This window comes from Nonomuraea cypriaca, assembly GCF_015645445.1.
GTDB classification, from domain to species: domain Bacteria; phylum Actinomycetota; class Actinomycetes; order Streptosporangiales; family Streptosporangiaceae; genus Nonomuraea; species Nonomuraea cypriaca.
On sequence record NZ_JADOGI010000119.1, the window covers coordinates 17142 to 32774 of the forward strand.

The window sequence follows — 15633 nt, forward strand, 5'->3', positions numbered from 1 at the left end:
CCCCGACCGACAACCGACCGAACCACGGGTTGCGGCCCAGCGCGCGGCCTCCCGAGGAGAACGAGATGGCAGCGACGACGTTCCCCAGGCGGCCCGCGCGGGCGCCGAAAGACGGGCCGGGCCCGGACGAGGCCCGGCCGCGCGGGCTCAGACGCATCAACTGGACCCGGGCGGCCCCCTACCTGCTGATCCTCCCGGCGGTGGTCTTCGAGCTGCTCGTGCACGTCATCCCGATGATCGTCGGGATCTTCATGAGTCTCATCGAGCTCACCCAGCTGTTCGTCACCAACTGGTCGGCGGCGCCGTTCGCGGGGCTGGGCAACTTCAGGGTGGCGCTCGACTTCTCCGGGCCGCTCGGCCAGCAGCTGCTGCGTTCCTTCGGGATCACGCTCGGCTTCACGGTGCTGGTCATCGGGGTCTCGTACGCGTTCGGCATGGCGGCCGCGATCGTGCTGCAGCGGCCGATGCGCAGCCGGGGCTTCCTGCGCACGTTGTTCCTGATCCCGTACGCGCTGCCCGCGTACGCCGGGATCATCGTATGGAAGTTCATGCTGCAGCGCGACAACGGCCTGATCAACCAGTTCATCGTGGATGTGTTGCACCTGGTGGACGACCGGCCGTTCTGGCTGATCGGCGGGAACGCGTTCGTCTCGGTGGTGGTCGTGTCGATCTGGCAGCAGTGGCCGTTCGCGTTCCTGATGTCGATGGCGGGGATGCAGAGCATCCCGGACGAGCTGTACGAGGCGTCGGCGATCGACGGCGCGAGCACCTGGCAGCAGATGCGGCACATCACGCTGCGGATGATGCGGCCGATCAGCGCGGTCCTGATGCTCCTGCTCTTCCTGTGGACGTTCCGCGAGTTCAACACCCCCTACGTGCTTTTCGGGCCGACCCCGCCCGCGTCCGCCGACCTGCTGACCGTGCACATCTATTCCAGCTCGTTCATCACCTGGAACTTCGGCCTCGGCTCGGCGATGTCCGTGCTGCTGATGTTGTTCCTCGTCGTGGTCGCGGGCCTGTGGGCGCTGTGGAACAGGAGAGTGAACCGCAATGCGTGAGCAGACGTCGTTCCGCGTCTTCCGCTGGGTGGTGCTGGTCCCGCTCGCCGTGTTCACGATCGTGCCGCTCTACGTGGTGCTGACCTCGGCGCTGAAGCCGCTGCGGGACGTGCAGGGCGAGTTTCAGTGGTGGCCGACGCATCTGACGCTGGCGCCGTTCGTCGACATGTGGTCGACCGTGCCGCTGGCCGACTACTTCGTCAACAGCCTCGTCGTGACGCTCACGTCGATGGTGTTCAGCGTCGTCATCGCGATTTTCGCGGCGTACGCCATCTCGCGTTATCGCTTCCGCGGCCGGGGCGCGTTCTCCGGCGTGATCCTCTCGACGCAGATGTTCCCAGGGGTGCTGTTCCTGCTGCCGCTGTTCATCATCTTCGTCAACATCGACCGGAGCCTCGGCTTCACCTTCCTCTACCAGACGCGGATCGGGCTGATCGTCACCTACCTGACGTTCACCCTGCCGTTCTCGATCTGGATGCTGGCCGGTTATCTGGACAGCATCCCGCGCGCACTGGACGAATCGGCGAAGGTGGACGGCACGACGGCGCTGGGCGCGCTGTTCCGGGTGCTGCTGCCCGCCGCCAGGCCCGGCATCATCGCGGTCGCCGTCTACGCGTTCATGACCGGCTGGGGCGAGATCCTGTTCGCCTCGCAGCTGACCAACAGCGAGACCCGTACGCTGTCGGTCGGCATGCAGAGCTACGCCACCGAGACGAACGTCTACTGGAACCAGGTCATGGCGGCGGCGCTGGTGGTCAGCGTGCCGATCGTGGCCGGCTTCCTCATCCTGCAGCGCTACCTCGTGACCGGCCTGACCGCCGGCGCGGTGAAGTAGGGCTCGTCATGCCGCTGGACGTCATCTGCGTCGGGGTCGTCACCGTCGACACCATCACCACGATCGACCGGCTGCCCGCCGCGGACGGCCGGGTGGTCGGCGAGCCGTTCACCGTCGCCGGAGGCGGCCCGGCCGCGACGGCGGCGGTCGCGCTGGCCAGGCTGGGCGCCCGCGTCGGTTTCTGCGGCGTCGTCGGCGCCGACGACGCGGGGCGGCTGAGCAGGAAGCTGCTGGAGGACGAGGGTGTGGACACCACGTGGCTGCGCGCCAGGCCCGGCGTCCGCACGCCGCAGAGCATGATCATGGTGTCCCGGGCGTCCGGCACGCGGGCGATCGTCACCTCGCCCTCGACCGCGCCCGACCCGCCGCCGCGCGGCGTGGCCCGCTGGTTGCACGCCGACCAGACCGGCTACGCCGCCGCCCGCGTGGCTCTGGGCGGTGGGACGTCGCTCAGCGTCGACGGCGGCAACCCGATCCCCGGCCTCGACCTGGCCGGCGTCGAGTTGTACGCGCCGACCGCCGGATCATTGTGCGCCGCCTTCCCCGCCCCTGACCTGGCCGCGAGCCTGCGGGCCGCCGCGGCGGGCGCCGGGCAGGTGGTGGCGACTCTGGGTGGCGACGGCTGCGACGTCCTGGTCGCGGGCGAGTTGACGCACGTCCCGCCGGTGCCGGTCGAGCCCGTGTCCACGATGGGCGCCGGTGACGTCTTCCACGGCGCGCTGCTGGCCGGGCTGGTCGAAGGCCGGCCGCTGGTCGAGGCGGCGCGGCGGGCCAACCTCGTGGCGGCGCTCTCGTGCCGCGCGCTCGACGGCAGGAGCGGCATACCCCGCGCCGCCGAGGTGGAGCAATGGCTGTCCACGGCGCGTCCCGCGCCGCGGTCCGATTGAGAACGGAGAATGATGTCTGGGAATTCTGTGACCCCCCGAGAACACGCGATGCGCAGGTTGACCGCCCCGCTGGAATCGGCCGAGGGCGGTTTCGCCATGCTCGCGCTGGACCAACGGGAGTCACTGCGCCAGATGTTCCCCCTTGTCAACGGCCAGGAAGCAGCCGACGAGGCGCTGCGCGAGTTCAAGTCAACGGCGACACGGGTGCTGTCACCGCTGGCCTCCGCGGTGCTGCTCGACCGGCTGTACGGCGTGGCCGACGCCGCGCCCGAGTCGCTCGCGTCCAGCCTGATCCTGGCCGCCGACCTGCTGGAACAGCCGCCGGGCCGGCCGGTGCTCACCACTCACCTCGACACCGCCGTCACTCCCGAGTACGTCCGTCAGGTCGGGGCCGCCGCGCTGAAGTTCCTGGTGATCTGGCGGGCCGACGGCGACCCGGCCGAGCGCGAGCGGCTGGTCCGCTCGTTCCTCGACGTGGCCGCCGCCGCCGAGGTCCCCAGCCTGGTGGAGGCGATCGTACGGCCGGCCGACGGCCAGACCTGGGCCCCGGAGGAGCGGCATGCCGCCATCCTCCAGGCGGCCAGGGAGATCGCCACGCTGGGCGGTACGATCTACAAGGCAGAGGTGCCCGGATACCAGCCGGGTGACCTGTCACGGGTCAGGGAGCAGGCCGAACGCCTGTCGGAGATCGTCCCGGGGCCATGGGTGGTGTTGTCGAACGGGGTCGATCCCGCGGACTTCGCATCGGCCGTACGCGAGGCGTGTCTCGGCGGTGCGAGCGGTTTTCTCGCGGGACGGGCGATCTGGGGCGATACTGTCGCTGACCCGGACACGCTGGGCGCGCTGACCCACCGTTCGGCGGAGAGGTTGCGCGCGCTGACTGCCATCGTGGCCGAGACGTCACGACGGAGCCTAGGAACCTCACAATGACCAAGGAAAACTTCCGTTACACCTCCGCGCCGGAGCGCCGGGATCGGCTGGTGCAGTTCATCACCGAACAGGGCTACTGCACGATCACCGAGTTGTCGAAGGCGTTCGCCGTGTCGGAGATGACCATCCGCCGCGACGTGCTGCGGCTGACCGAACAGGGCAAGGTACGCGCGTTCCGCGGCGGTGTGGGCTCGCTGTCCAAGCAGGAGATGGAGGGCAGCGACTACCACCTGCGGGACATGAAGATGGCCGACGCCAAGCGGGCCATCGCGCTGAAGGCGATCGAGATGGTCGGCGCGGGCTCGGTGGTGGCGATCGATGCGGGCACGACGACCCGCCAGGTGGCCGATCTCCTGCCCGCCGACCAGAACATCACGGTTGTCACCCATTCGTTCCCGGTGGTGTCGAGCCTGATCGGGCGCAGCGGGACCTACGTGATGTGCCTGGGCGGGTTGCTGCACCCGGAGTCGTTGTCGTTCGACGGCCCGGCGACCCTGTCCGCGATCTCCAACCTGCAGGTGGAGACGTTGTTCCTGGCCGCCAGCGGGATCGGCGAGCGGGGCGCGTTCTGCGGCAACGGGTTCGACGCCATCACCAAGCGGGCGCTGATCGAGGTGGCCGAGCGGGTCGTGCTGCTCACCGACTCCTCGAAGTTCTACGCCTCCGCCATGGTGAAGATCTGCGACTGGGACGCGATCGACCGGGTCATCATCGACGACCACCTCACGGAGGAACAGCACACCATGCTCCAGCAGCAGGACATCGACGTGGTGACGGTGACGACCGCGCCGCGTGAGCTGGCCAGCGGCGCCGCCTCATGACCCGGCACCGCGTCGCGGTCATCGCCGGCGACGGCATCGGCCAGGAGGTGGTGCCGGCCGCGATGGGCTGCCTCGACCTGGTGGCCGCGCGGCACGGCGTCGACCTCGACTGGCGCCATCTCGACTGGGGCTCCGACCACTACCGGGAACACGGCAGGATGATGCCGGTCGACGGGCTGGACATCCTGGCCGAGCATGACGCGATCTTCCTGGGCGCGGTCGGGGTCCCGGACATCCCCGACGTCGAGACGCTGTGGGGACTGCTGATCCCGATCAGGCGGCGGTTCGAGCAGTACGTCAACCTGCGGCCGGTCAGGACGTTGCCAGGAGTGCGCTCGCCGCTGGCCGAGGCGGGACCGATCGACCTGGTCGTGGTCCGGGAGAACAACGAGGGCGAATACTCCGAGATCGGCGGCCGGATGTACCACGGCCTGCCGGAGGAGTCGGCGGTGCAGGAGGCGGTGTTCACCCGCCGTGGCGTCACCCGGGTCGCCCGGTACGCCGCCGAGTTGGCCGCGGGCCGGAGCGGGCGGCTCACCTCGGCCACCAAGAGCAACGGGATCGTGCACACGATGCCGTTCTGGGACGAGGTGGTCAGGGAGGTGCTGGCCGGGTTCCCCGACGTGGAGCTGCGCAGCGAGCTGATCGACGCGCTGGCCGCGAGCCTGGTGCTGCACCCCGCCCGTTACGACGTGATCGTGGCGTCCAACCTGTTCGGCGACATCCTGTCCGATCTGGCGGGCGCGGTCACCGGGTCGATCGGGGTGGCCCCGAGCGCCAACCTCAACCCGGAGCGGCGGCATCCGTCGATGTTCGAGCCCGTGCACGGGTCGGCTCCGGACATCGCCGGGCAGGGCGTGGCCAACCCGGTCGGCCAGCTCTGGAGCGGCGCGATGATGCTCGACCACCTGGGCCACCCGGAGGCCGCCGCCGAGCTGACGGCGGCCTTCGAGGCGGCGCTGGCGAGCGGCGTGCGGACCCGCGACCTGGGCGGGACGGCTTCCACGGCCGAGTTCACGGAAAGCGTGCGGAAGATCATCGAGGAAAGCGCGTGAAGCTCTGCATCGACGTGATCATCGAGGACGGCGCGTGAAGCTCTACATCGACGGGGATGTCAGGTCTGGGTGAAGGCGGTGTCGAAGCGGGCGTGCGGCTGGTCCCAGAGCAGTGAGCGGACGAACTCCAGGGCCTTGGGCGCGCCGTGCAGGCGGCTCATCCCGGCGTCCTCCCACTCGATGGAGATCGGGCCGGTGTAGCCGATCGACTCCAGGGCGCGGAAGGCGTCCTCGAAGGGCACGTCGCCGTGCCCGGCGGAGACGAAGTCCCAGCCGCGCCTCGGGTCGCCCCAGGCCAGGTGCGAGCCGAGGCGACCCACCCGGCCGTCCTTGGCGCGCAGCCGGGTGTCCTTGCAGTCCACGTGGTAGATGCGGTCGGCGAAGTCGACGATGAAGTTGGCCGGGTTGACGTCCTGCCACATCATGTGGCTGGGGTCCCAGTTGAGGCCGAAGGCGTCCCTGCGGTCGATCGCCGCCAGGGTCCTGGCGGTGGTCCAGTAGTCGTAGGCGATCTCGCTCGGGTGCACCTCCAGGGCGAACTTGACGCCCTCGGAGTCGAACACGTCCATGATCGGGTTCCACCGTGCGGCGAAGTCGGCGTACCCGTCGTCGATCACCTCTTGCGACACCGGCGGATACATCGCGACATAGCGCCAGATCTTGGACCCGGTGAAGCCGGTCACCACCGACGCGCCCAGCTTGCGGGCCAGGATCGCGGTCTTCTTGACCTGCTCGGTCGCCCGGGCGCGGACGCCGTCCGGGTCGCCGTCGCCCCACGTGCGCGGGCCGACGATCGGCTCGTGCCTGAAGTCCAGCGGGTCGTCGCAGATCACCTGGCCCTGGGCGTGGTTGGACAGCGCCCACACCCCCAGGCCGTGGCGGTCGAGGATCTCGCGGCGCGAGTCGAGGTACTTCTCGTCCTCAAGCGCCCGGTCCACGTCCAGGTGCTGGGACTTGCAGGCGATCTCCAGGCCGTCGAAGCCCCACTCGCCCGCCAGCCGGGCCACCTCCTCGAACGGCAGATCGGCCCACTGCGCGGTGAACAGGGTGACGGGATGGGTGGCCATTCAGATCTCCTGGAGGAACTCGAGCTGGTTGCCGAAGCAGTCGTGGGTGTGGAAGCGGCGGTGGCCGGGATAGTCGCCGTTCATCACGTACGCGACGCCGTGCGCGTCCAGCCGGGCGGCGAGCGCGTCCAGGTCGTCCACCAGGATCGCCGGGTGGCTGACCCGGTTGGGCCTGAAGTCGTCCTCGGGCAGGCCGTGCACCTCCAGCCCATCGGTGCGGAACCAGCAGCCGACCTGGCGCATGGTCGCCGGCTTGGGCACCGGGGTCAGGCCGAGCACGCCCGCGTAGAACGCCCGCGCCTCCTCCTCCGCACCCACGGGCATGGTGAACGTCGCGTGATGCAACCTCATGAACGTCATCGCTTCACCTCGGCCGCGTGGACCCGGTCGACCGCGTCCTTGAGGATCTTGGGCAGGTCGCGCTCAGGGATGGTGAACGAGTGCTCGTCGTCGATGGCCAGCGGCGCGCCGAAGACCACGACGCCCGCGCCGATCGCCGGGCAGCTCACGGCCTGGTCGATCGACAACCCGCCGACCGCCTGCACGGGCACGGTCGTCGCGGCGACGATCCCCGGCAGGTCGGTGAGCGGTGACAGGCGCAGTTCCCTGTGCATGTCGCGATGATCGTGCCCGATGTGGTGCAGGACCATGCCGGCACCCAGCCGCTCCAGCCGCCGCGCCTCGGCCACCCGGTCCTCGGCGCCCATGTCGTCGCCCATCACCAGGATCCCGTGGTCGGCCCCGGCCTCGCAGACCCGCTGGACCGTCGCGTCGTGCGCCCGCCCCATCACGACCACGGCGTCCGCTCCCGCCTCGGCGAACATGGTGGTCTCGCCGTACCCGCCGTCCATGATCTTGAGGTCGGCGATCAGCGGGTGGCCGGGGTACTCGCGGCGCAACGCGCGTACGGCGTGCGCGCCCTCGGCCATCACCAGCGGGGTGCCGATCTCCAGCCAGTCGGCCCCCGCCTCGGCCGCGATGGCCGCCATCCGCAGGCCGTCGTCCAGGTTCTTCAGGTCGAGCGAGACCTGGACCAGGCCGTGCGTCAGGTCGGCGCGCCGCAGTCCGCGAATCGACGTGCTCATCGGATGTCCTCTCGTGCTTGCTTGGCCCGTTCGTGGGCGCGTACCCGGACGGCGGTGGAGCCGCCGAACCAGCGGTCCCTGGCCGCGCGCAGGAAGTCGGCCGAGGCGCGCAGCTCGTCGAGGCCGTTGACGCCGTCCTCGATGCTGATCCAGCCGTCGTACCCGGCCTCGACCAGGATGCTGAAGATCCGGTCGTAGTCGTTGAGCCCGCGCCCGATCACGCCGTGCTTGAGCGCGGGCGCGTAGCCGATCGTGCCGTCGGCCTGACGCAGGTCGTCCAGCGTGGTGCCGGGCTCCAGGAAGCGGTCGGACGCCTGCATGGTGACCACCCGGTCGATCACGCCCTCCAGGAACTCGGCCGAGTCCACTCCGGCGGTGATCGCGTTGGACGGGTCGTACTGCACGCCGAAGTGCACCCGGTCGGGGATGCCGGCCAGGATCCGGTGGAAGACGGCCGGTGCCTGGGCGAACTCGGGGTGGTTCCAGGTGCCGGCCTTGTAGTGGTTCTCGATGGCCAGCACGATGTCCAGCTCGGCGGCCAGCGGCAGCAGCCCGCTGATCGCCTCAGACGCCCACTGCACGCCCTGCTCGACGGCCACCTGGGGGTAGCGCTGGCCGCTCAGCACCCGGCAGGTCGCGCCGGGCCCGCCCAGCCTGGCGGTGATCCGCATGAACTCGGCCTGCGCCTCGATCTCCCTGGCCCGCGCGTCCGCGTCGGGGTTGGTGAAGTCGGGCGAGGCGCACATCATCGGCATCTCGAACCCGGCTTCGGCGAGCGCCGTGCCGACCCGGTCCACCTCGTCGTCGCTTCCTGTCCAGAAGAAGCCGGTGTGCAGTTCGAGCCCGTCCACGCCGAGCGCGCGGGCCTCCTCGATCCAGTCGAACACGGTCTTGGTGCGCCGGATCACCAGCTGATCCAGATCACCCTTTGGGAACGCTGCGATCCTCACGAAATCCCCTGTTTCACCCAAAATATGGGAGCAATCATACAGACTTTGAGCGAAAACTGAACTACTGTTGCTCGGGAGCGACCACTTTTTGCTGGAGATCTACTGGAGATCGTTGAATGAAGGCGTTGGTCAAGTACGCGCACGCGGACGGCGCGCTGGAGGTCCGCGACGTGCCCCGGCCACAGGCCGGTCCGAGCACCGTCCTGGTACGCGTGCACACCGTCGGAGTATGCGGTTCCGACATCCACATGTGGCACGACACGCAGAGCAAGAGCTCCAAGGGCGTGCTGCCGGTGACGCTGGGCCACGAGTCCGCCGGGGCGATCGAAGCCGTGGGCGAGGGCGTCACGGGCTGGTCGATCGGCGACCGGGTGGTGTGCGAGACGGCCGCGTCGATCTGCGGTGTGTGCGCCCTGTGCCGGGCGGGCCGGTACAACCTGTGTCCCCGGCGCGAGGGCTACGGGCTCAAGCGCGACGGCGCCATGGCCGAATACCTCGTGGCCGAGCCCCGGGTGCTGCACCGGATCCCGGACGGCATCCCGTACGAGCTGGCCGCCATGTGCGAGCCGTACGCGGTCGCGTACAACGCCGTCGTCGAGCGCGCCGGAGTGCGGCCCGGTGACCTGGTGGTCGTCCAGGGCGCGGGCGCGATCGGCACGCTCGCCCTGGAGGTCGCCATCCAGCAGGGCGCGGCCACCACGGTCGTGCTCGGCACCGGCATCGACGCGCACCGGCTGGAGAAGGCCAAGCAGCTCGGCGCCGACCACACCGTCGACATCACCAGGCAGGACCCCGTCGAGGTGGTCGCCGGGTTGCACGACGGGCTCGGCGCCGACCTGGTCGTGGACGCCACCGGGGTGAGCGCCGCACTGCGGCAGAGCATGGAGCTGGTACGTCCGGCGGGAGCGATCGCCAAGGTCGGCTGGGGGCCGCAGCCGCTCGGCTTCACCCTGGATCCGCTGGTCAAGAAGGCCGTCACGCTCTACGGCTGCTACTCGCACACCTGGAGCACCTGGGAGAGCGTGTTGCGCCTGTTCGGCCTGGGCAAGCTCCGGCCCGACCTGGTGCTGGGCGGCGTCTACCCGATCGAGGAGTGGCAGGAGGCCTTCTCCGCCATGCAGCGCGGCGACAACGTCAAGTCCGCCCTTCGCATGGAGGCGGCGACGTGACGGCCGCTCCGCTGCGGCTCGGCGTGCTCGGGCTGGGTGCGGTGGCGCAGGCCGTACACCTGCCGCTGCTCGCCAAGCGCCCCGACCTCTACACGATCGCGGCCGTCGCCGACCTGTCCTCCGAGGTCACCGAGGTGATCGGCGACCGGTACGGCATCCCCCCGCGCCGCCGCTTCACGAACCTCGGCGACCTGCTCGACGCGGGCGGCCTGGATGCGGTGATGATCCTGGCCCGCGGCTCGCACGCGCCCGAGGTCCGCGCGGTGTTCGAGCGCGGCCTGCCGGTCTTCTGCGAGAAGCCGCTCGCCTACACCCTCGCAGAAGTCGACGACCTGGCCGCACTCGGCGGGCGGATCCTGGTCGGCTACATGAAGCAGTACGACCCGGCGGTCATCGCGGCGGAGCGGGCGCTGGCCGAGGTGGACGACATCCGCAGCATCGAGGCGACCGTGCTGCACCCGCCCGGGGCCTCGCAGCTCGCACTGGCCCGGGTGGTCGGGCCGGCCACTCCGCTCCCGCCTGGCCCCCAGGAGGCGATCGACCGTCAGTTGTGGCGGGACGCCGTGGGGGACGCGGACGAGTCGTTGTGGCGGGCCTACCGCGGCTGCCTGGTGAGCAGTCTCGCGCATGATCTGTCCATCATGCGGAGTTTCGGCGCGCCGCCCGCCACCGTGGAGTACGCCGACATCTGGCGGCAGATCTCCCGGCACACCCGGCGCGACGTGGGCCGGGACCGCAAGTCGTTCGGCGAGCACCCGCCGTCGATCGCGGCCACCGGCACCCTCCCCGCCGGCGGCCGGTACACCCTGGCCTGGCACTACCTGCCCGACTTCCCCGCCTACCGGGAGACGGTCCGGGTCGTGCACGGCCGCGGCACCGTCGAGCTGACCTTCCCCTCGCCGTACCTGCTGCACGCCCCCACCGAGCTGGTCGTCACGACGCTGGACGGCGACGCCGAGCGCCGGGTGTCGCGCCGCAGCGTCACCGAGGCGTTCGAGACGCAGCTCGAAGCGTTCCACGCGTACGTCCGCGAGGGCACGCCGCCGAGGTCCGGGCTGGCCGAGGGCCGTGCCGACGTCCTGACCTGCCAGCAGATCGTGGCCGCCTACGCCGCCCGCACCGGCACGCCGGTCGGTGGCGAGGTCGGCCGCCTGGTGAAGGAGCGCCCGTGATCCGCGTCGCCATCATCGGGTACGGCCTGGCCGGACGCGTCTTCCACGGCCCGCTGCTCGGCGCCGACCCGTCCTACTCCGTGCGCGGCATCGTCACCGCGAACCCGGAGCGGGCCGCGGCCGCCGCGTCCCGTCATCCTGACGCCCGCATCCTGTCCGGCCCGGGGCAGGTGTTGTCCGGCGACTTCGACCTGGCCGTGGTGGCCGCACCCACCCCCAGCCATGTCGAGCTGGCCACCCTGACCGTGGGGGCCGGGCTGCCGACCGTCGTGGACAAGCCGCTGGCCGTACGCGCCGCCGACGCCGAGGCCCTGATCACGCTCGCCGAGCGCGGCGGGGTGCCGCTGACCGTCTTCCAGAACCGCAGGTGGGACGGCGACTTCCTGACCGTGCGGCGACTCGTCACCGAAGGGCTGCTCGGCGACGTGTGGCGCTTCGAGTCCCGCTTCGAATGGCTCAGCGCCCGGCCCAGACCCGCCTGGAAGATCGGCACCGCCGGGCGGGACGGCGGCGGCGTCGCCTACGACCTGGGCGCGCACCTCGTCGACCAGGCCATCCAGCTCTTCGGCCCGGTCAAGGAGGTGTACGGCGAGCTCGATCGGCACCGGGAGAACGCGGTGAACGACGATGACAGCTTCATCGCGCTGACCCACGAGTCCGGGGTCAGGTCGCATCTGGGGATGAGCAGCCTGGTGGCGCAGCGCGGGTTCAGGTTCCGGGTGCTGGGGTCGGCGTCGGCGTACGGCAAGTGGGGGCTGGATCCGCAGGAGTCGCAGCTCGCCTCGGGGATGTCGCCGCTGGACGACGGCTTCGGGGTGGAGCCCGCGCGGGCCCACGGGATCCTGGGACGGGACGGCGAGGGCTCGCCGCTGCCCACCGAGCGCGGCGCCTATCGCGCCTTCTACGCCCGGTTGGCCGAGGCCCTGACGGGCGGAGGACCGGTGCCGGTCGACCCGCGGGACGCGCTCGCCGCCATCCGCGTCATCGAGGACCTGCACGGCTAAGAGAGCGTCCGCCGTCATCGGCGGGCGCTCTCAGCTCAGAGGGTCTGGGTGTACGGGTCCCAGCTCTCAGGGATAGGGGTGGCCGGCGGGGCACTACTGTCCACGTGGACGGTCTCGCGGCGTTCGATGGACTCCGAGATGGCGGCCATCGTGTCGAGGACGTGGTACGCGAGCCGCCCCGACGCGCGGTGCGGGACGCCGGCGCGGGCCGAGCGGGCGATGTCCAGCGTGCCGAGACCGCGGCCGCCGACAGGGCCTGAGCAGGGCACGGTCGTCCACTCCTGGTCATCGCCGCGTCGCAGACACAGGTCGCCGTCGAAGTGGTTGGGATCCGGGATGGACAGCGTGGCCTCCGAACCCACGATCTCCACGTGCCCCACCCGGCGGTGCGGCGAGTCCCAGCTCAGAACGCTGGTCGAGGTCTGCCCCGATTCGAACTCGGCGATGATGCTCACATAAGTCGGGACTTGCACCGAAATATCGTGACCGGTCTTGGGGCCGACCAGCAGCCGCCTGACCGGCCGGGCGATCCGCCCCACCGCCGTCACCGCGGCGAACGACCCGAGCGACTGGGTGAGCGCCGTCAGATAGTAGGGGCCCATGTCCCACAGCGGCCCGGCGCCGCGCGACAACAACACCTCCAGGTTGCGGTGGTCGGCCACCGGCCCCGGCGTCTCGAACAGCGTCAGCCCGGTCAGCGGCACCCCGATGTCGCCCCGGTCGATCATCCGGCGGGCCGTCTGGAGCCCCGCGCCGAGGAAGGTGTCCGGCGCGCCGCCGACCCGCAGCCCCGCGGCGTCGGCCTTCTCGAGCAGTCGACGTCCGCTCTCCCGGTCGAGCGCGAACGGCTTCTCCGTCCACACGTGCTTGCCGGCGTCGAGCGCCGCCATCGACACCTCGGCATGCGCCGCCGGGATGGTCAGGTTGACGATGATCTCCACGTCGGGGTGGCGCAGAGCCTGCTCGGGCGTGCCCGACTCGGCCACGCCGTACGCCTTGGCCTGCTCGGCGGCCCGCTCGGGCAGCAGGTCGGCGACGATTCTGACGTCCAGGTCGGGGAACGCGGTGAGGTTCGTCAGGTACTGTTCGCTGATCTTGCCCGCGCCGATGACGCCGACGCCGACCGCGCTCATGCGGTTACCCGCGCGTTGAAGTAGGCGAAGCTGGCCGCGATGGCCTCGAAGATGTCGCCGTCGTACGCGTCGAACTCGACCACCCCGGCCTCCAGTCGCGGTGCGGCGTCGAGGATCTCCGGCCACGGCATCTTCCCCTGACCGGCGGGACGCTGCTGGAGGTTCTCCCGGTTGATCGGGCCGTCCTTGAGGTGCAGGAAGTGCACCCGGTCGCGCTGCCTGCCGAGCAGTTCGAGCACGTCCTCGCCGCCGACCGCCACCCAGTAGGCGTCCACTTCGAGCAGTACGTCCGGCCGTACCCGATCGACCAGGCACTCGAGCGCGGTACGCCCACCGAACCTGCGCTCCAGCTCCCACCAGTGGTTGTGATAGCCGACCCGCAGACCGTACTCCCCGGCCTTTTCCGCGGCCCTGTTGAGATATCCGGCGATCCGGTCCACGTCGGCCTCGGACGTCCAGAACTGTTCGGGAATGAACGTGTCGATCACCGTGCCGGCGCCGAGCTCCTTCGCTGCGGTGAAGATCGCGTCGAGGTCGACGTCGACCAGCGAGGAGGTCATCGTCGGCGAGGCCAGGCCGGTGTCCCGCACCGCGGCCAGGAACTCGGGACCGCGCGAGTACAGCTTGTAGGAGGACTCGATCTGCCGGTAACCGATGTCCGCGACCTTGACGAGCGTGCCGGGAAGGTCCTCCTCGATGGCATCGCGGACGCTGTAGAGCTGGAGGGAGAGGGAGGGGAGTGGCACAGTCAACCTTTCGCCATGGCATGCGCCGCCCTGGTCGACACTGCGGCGGCCCGCACCAACATGTTACTAAATTAACGAATATCTGTGCATTAGGCACCATGTCAAGGTGAGATTCCCACCATTTCGCTCGACCGCCCACGCTCTGGTCCCTCGCGGGCGGCCTTGTCCCGTCGTCCACGTCCGAGCGGATTGCGAGAGCGCTCTCTCCTAGGCCTCGGGAGGTTTCGCCGAGGTTAACTTGCACCTTGACAGGTGTTAAAGAGGCGCGCAGTCTTCAAGTCAAGGGAGCGCTCCCCCGAACCCCTGCCCCCCGCTTTGACGGAGCTGTCTTGACTATTCCCCGCCTTGAAGCTGAGGGACGTGGATTCCAGCCCTCGCGGGCTGGGGTTCCTGCTTCGCCGGCGACTGCACCCGGGAAGACCCGGAATGTCTGACGTCACCTCCACAGGCCGACACGGCAAGACCTGCCGCCAGGATGTTCTTGGCTGCGTTGACGTCCCTGTCGTGCAGGGTGCGGCAGGACGGGCAGCGCCACGTCCGGGTGTCGAGGGATCCCTTCGGTGCGGTAGCGGGTCTGGCGCCAGGCCAGGACCTTGTTCCACACCAGGCGTACACAGCCGAACGTGCGGTTCAGCACCGCCTCCTGCTGCGGAGTGGGGTAGGCCCGCACCTTGTACGCCGTACGCATGTTCGGATTTTGCCGTATCGCCACGAGGATCAGGAAGTGAGGAACGTCGTGGATGCTTCATGTTCTGGGTTGCCCCGGCTTCGCCGGGCCGCCCCTTGCCGGGTCCGGATTTCTCCCTGCCCAGAAGCTGAAGGACCGGGTTTCCTCCGGAGGTCGCGGTGACGACCAAGAGAACCGCACTTCTCGCGCTCTTGTCCGTGCTGCTCGGTCTGTTCACCGCCGCACCCAGCCCGGCGGTGGCCGAGCCCGTACGGGTGGCGGAGTTCCTCGCCGACTGCCCGTTCAGCCACCGGCTCCCCGACGACCCGATCGTCTTCCCCGGTCTGCCGGGCGCCTCGCACATGCACAGCTTCTTCGGCAGCCGGGTCACCAACGCCCACACGACGCTCGCCGACCTGCAGCTCGGCGGGACCAACTGCAACCCGGTCGTGGACAAGTCGTCGTACTGGGTGCCGACGCTCTACCGGGACGGCACTCCCGTGGAGCCGGCCATCGTCACGTTCTACTACCTCGGTGAGGGCGTGCGGGACGACGTGATCGCCAGGATCCAGCCGCTGCCGCTGGGGCTGCGGATCGTCGCGGGCAACGCCCTGGCGACCGGGCCCGACAACACGACGATCTCCCGGTGGTCGTGCCTGCACGCGGGGCACGTGGGCGCGTCGAAGGACTTCGTCACCTGCCCGTCGGGGACGATGCTGGAGTCGTACCTGGACTTCCCGCAGTGCTGGAACGGGCGTGACCTGGACTCCGCCGACCACAAGAGCCACATGGCCTACCCGGTGGCGGGGCAGTGCCCGAGCACGCATCCCGTGCCGGTGCCGAAGCTGCGGCAGGTGATCCGCTATCCGGTGAGCGGCGATCCGTCGCACTTCCGGCTGGCGTCGGGCGGCGGGTTCACCATGCACGGCGACTTCTTCAACGCCTGGCCGGTGGCGGAGATGGAGCGCCGGGTGCGTGACTGCATCCGCCCGATCATCAAGTGCGGCGCCGACGGCCGCCCGTCGTAGAACCCGTCCGGGCGGGTGGTCCACCC

The 15633-nt window shown here is 70.1% G+C and carries 17 protein-coding genes and 1 pseudogene; 10 read left to right on the forward strand and 8 right to left on the reverse strand.

From position 1 onward, the window contains the following. Nucleotides 1-65 precede the first annotated feature (65 nt). The 6 genes from ITP53_RS32500 to ITP53_RS32525 are packed head-to-tail and all read left to right on the forward strand — an operon-like array spanning nt 66 to nt 5586. Nucleotides 66-1058 (forward strand): carbohydrate ABC transporter permease, encoded by a 993-nt coding sequence (locus tag ITP53_RS32500; protein WP_195899274.1) that lies wholly within the window; start codon nt 66-68, stop codon nt 1056-1058. Beyond that, a complete protein-coding gene (locus ITP53_RS32505) occupies nt 1051-1893 on the forward strand; it encodes a carbohydrate ABC transporter permease (protein ID WP_195899275.1) in 843 nt (280 codons plus the stop codon). Before ITP53_RS32500 ends, ITP53_RS32505 begins: the two co-directional genes overlap by 8 nt. A gap of 8 nt (nt 1894-1901) precedes the next feature. Then, on the forward strand, nt 1902-2780 hold the full coding sequence (locus ITP53_RS32510; RefSeq protein WP_195899276.1) for a carbohydrate kinase family protein: 879 nt from the start codon (nt 1902-1904) through the stop codon (nt 2778-2780). A 48-nt stretch (nt 2781-2828) separates the two neighbouring features. Continuing rightward, on the forward strand, nt 2829-3710 hold the full coding sequence (locus ITP53_RS32515) for an aldolase (protein ID WP_195899277.1): 882 nt from the start codon (nt 2829-2831) through the stop codon (nt 3708-3710). Next, entirely contained in the window at nt 3707-4531 is an 825-nt protein-coding gene (locus ITP53_RS32520) for a DeoR/GlpR family DNA-binding transcription regulator (RefSeq protein ID WP_195899278.1), read from the forward strand. The genes ITP53_RS32515 and ITP53_RS32520 overlap by 4 nt, the downstream gene beginning before the upstream one ends. Then, nucleotides 4528-5586 (forward strand): tartrate dehydrogenase, encoded by a 1059-nt coding sequence (locus ITP53_RS32525; RefSeq protein WP_195899279.1) that lies wholly within the window; start codon nt 4528-4530, stop codon nt 5584-5586. The genes ITP53_RS32520 and ITP53_RS32525 overlap by 4 nt, the downstream gene beginning before the upstream one ends. Before the next feature lie 59 nt (nt 5587-5645). On the opposite strand, the gene ITP53_RS32530 is transcribed toward ITP53_RS32525, so the two are convergent. From ITP53_RS32530 to ITP53_RS32545, 4 genes are read right to left on the reverse strand one after another with little or no spacing between them, the layout of a single operon-like run. Further along, a complete protein-coding gene (locus ITP53_RS32530) occupies nt 5646-6653 on the reverse strand; it encodes a sugar phosphate isomerase/epimerase family protein (protein ID WP_195899280.1) in 1008 nt (335 codons plus the stop codon). Next, on the reverse strand, nt 6654-7004 hold the full coding sequence (locus ITP53_RS32535; RefSeq protein WP_195899281.1) for a VOC family protein: 351 nt from the start codon (nt 7002-7004) through the stop codon (nt 6654-6656). Between the two features lie 5 nt (nt 7005-7009). Continuing rightward, nucleotides 7010-7738, reverse strand: a complete 729-nt coding sequence (locus tag ITP53_RS32540) for an orotidine 5'-phosphate decarboxylase / HUMPS family protein (protein WP_195899282.1) — start codon at nt 7736-7738, stop codon at nt 7010-7012. Continuing rightward, nucleotides 7735-8646 carry a sugar phosphate isomerase/epimerase family protein gene (locus tag ITP53_RS32545; RefSeq protein ID WP_207756695.1) on the reverse strand — a complete coding sequence of 304 codons (912 nt, stop codon included), beginning with the start codon at nt 8644-8646 and terminating at the stop codon, nt 7735-7737. Before ITP53_RS32545 ends, ITP53_RS32540 begins: the two co-directional genes overlap by 4 nt. A gap of 158 nt (nt 8647-8804) precedes the next feature. On the opposite strand from ITP53_RS32545, the gene ITP53_RS32550 reads away from it, so the two are divergent. The 3 genes from ITP53_RS32550 to ITP53_RS32560 are packed head-to-tail and all read left to right on the forward strand — an operon-like array spanning nt 8805 to nt 12033. Next, a complete protein-coding gene (locus tag ITP53_RS32550; protein WP_195899284.1) occupies nt 8805-9857 on the forward strand; it encodes a zinc-binding dehydrogenase in 1053 nt (350 codons plus the stop codon). After that, nucleotides 9854-11029 (forward strand): Gfo/Idh/MocA family protein, encoded by a 1176-nt coding sequence (locus ITP53_RS32555; protein ID WP_328816472.1) that lies wholly within the window; start codon nt 9854-9856, stop codon nt 11027-11029. The genes ITP53_RS32550 and ITP53_RS32555 overlap by 4 nt, the downstream gene beginning before the upstream one ends. Further along, entirely contained in the window at nt 11026-12033 is a 1008-nt protein-coding gene (locus tag ITP53_RS32560; RefSeq protein WP_195899285.1) for a Gfo/Idh/MocA family protein, read from the forward strand. The genes ITP53_RS32555 and ITP53_RS32560 overlap by 4 nt, the downstream gene beginning before the upstream one ends. Before the next feature lie 35 nt (nt 12034-12068). Here ITP53_RS32560 and ITP53_RS32565 read toward each other — a convergent pair whose 3' ends face one another. The 4 genes and pseudogenes from ITP53_RS32565 to ITP53_RS58080 all read right to left on the reverse strand — a co-directional run. Further along, nucleotides 12069-13166: a Gfo/Idh/MocA family protein gene (locus ITP53_RS32565; RefSeq protein ID WP_195899286.1), complete on the reverse strand. Its 1098-nt coding sequence runs from the start codon at nt 13164-13166 to the stop codon at nt 12069-12071. Next, complete coding sequence (locus tag ITP53_RS32570; protein ID WP_195899287.1) at nt 13163-13912, reverse strand: sugar phosphate isomerase/epimerase family protein; 750 nt, start codon at nt 13910-13912, stop codon at nt 13163-13165. The genes ITP53_RS32565 and ITP53_RS32570 overlap by 4 nt, the downstream gene beginning before the upstream one ends. Before the next feature lie 333 nt (nt 13913-14245). After that, entirely contained in the window at nt 14246-14527 is a 282-nt protein-coding gene (locus tag ITP53_RS58075) for a zinc ribbon domain-containing protein (protein WP_407941339.1), read from the reverse strand. A 1-nt stretch (nt 14528) separates the two neighbouring features. Further along, nucleotides 14529-14600: pseudogene (locus tag ITP53_RS58080) on the reverse strand (helix-turn-helix domain-containing protein); the annotation flags it as partial. 158 nt (nt 14601-14758) lie between these two features. On the opposite strand from ITP53_RS58080, the gene ITP53_RS32585 reads away from it, so the two are divergent. Beyond that, nucleotides 14759-15607, forward strand: coding sequence for a DUF1996 domain-containing protein (locus ITP53_RS32585; RefSeq protein WP_195899288.1), 849 nt, complete (start codon nt 14759-14761; stop codon nt 15605-15607). Nucleotides 15608-15633: the final 26 nt, after the last annotated feature.

Bases quoted from the DNA above. Each gene is read 5' to 3' on its own strand.
- ITP53_RS32520 (WP_195899278.1), top strand. From the start codon at position 3,707: ATGACCAAGGAAAACTTCCGTTACACCTCCGCGCCGGAGCGCCGGGAT.
- ITP53_RS32525 (WP_195899279.1), top strand. From the start codon at position 4,528: ATGACCCGGCACCGCGTCGCGGTCATCGCCGGCGACGGCATCGGCCAG.
- ITP53_RS32550 (WP_195899284.1), top strand. From the start codon at position 8,805: ATGAAGGCGTTGGTCAAGTACGCGCACGCGGACGGCGCGCTGGAGGTC.
- ITP53_RS32505 (WP_195899275.1), top strand. From the start codon at position 1,051: ATGCGTGAGCAGACGTCGTTCCGCGTCTTCCGCTGGGTGGTGCTGGTC.
- ITP53_RS32535 (WP_195899281.1), bottom strand. From the start codon at position 7,004: ATGAGGTTGCATCACGCGACGTTCACCATGCCCGTGGGTGCGGAGGAG.
- ITP53_RS32565 (WP_195899286.1), bottom strand. From the start codon at position 13,166: ATGAGCGCGGTCGGCGTCGGCGTCATCGGCGCGGGCAAGATCAGCGAA.
- ITP53_RS32530 (WP_195899280.1), bottom strand. From the start codon at position 6,653: ATGGCCACCCATCCCGTCACCCTGTTCACCGCGCAGTGGGCCGATCTG.
- ITP53_RS32510 (WP_195899276.1), top strand. From the start codon at position 1,902: ATGCCGCTGGACGTCATCTGCGTCGGGGTCGTCACCGTCGACACCATC.
- ITP53_RS32515 (WP_195899277.1), top strand. From the start codon at position 2,829: ATGCGCAGGTTGACCGCCCCGCTGGAATCGGCCGAGGGCGGTTTCGCC.
- ITP53_RS32500 (WP_195899274.1), top strand. From the start codon at position 66: ATGGCAGCGACGACGTTCCCCAGGCGGCCCGCGCGGGCGCCGAAAGAC.
- ITP53_RS32540 (WP_195899282.1), bottom strand. From the start codon at position 7,738: ATGAGCACGTCGATTCGCGGACTGCGGCGCGCCGACCTGACGCACGGC.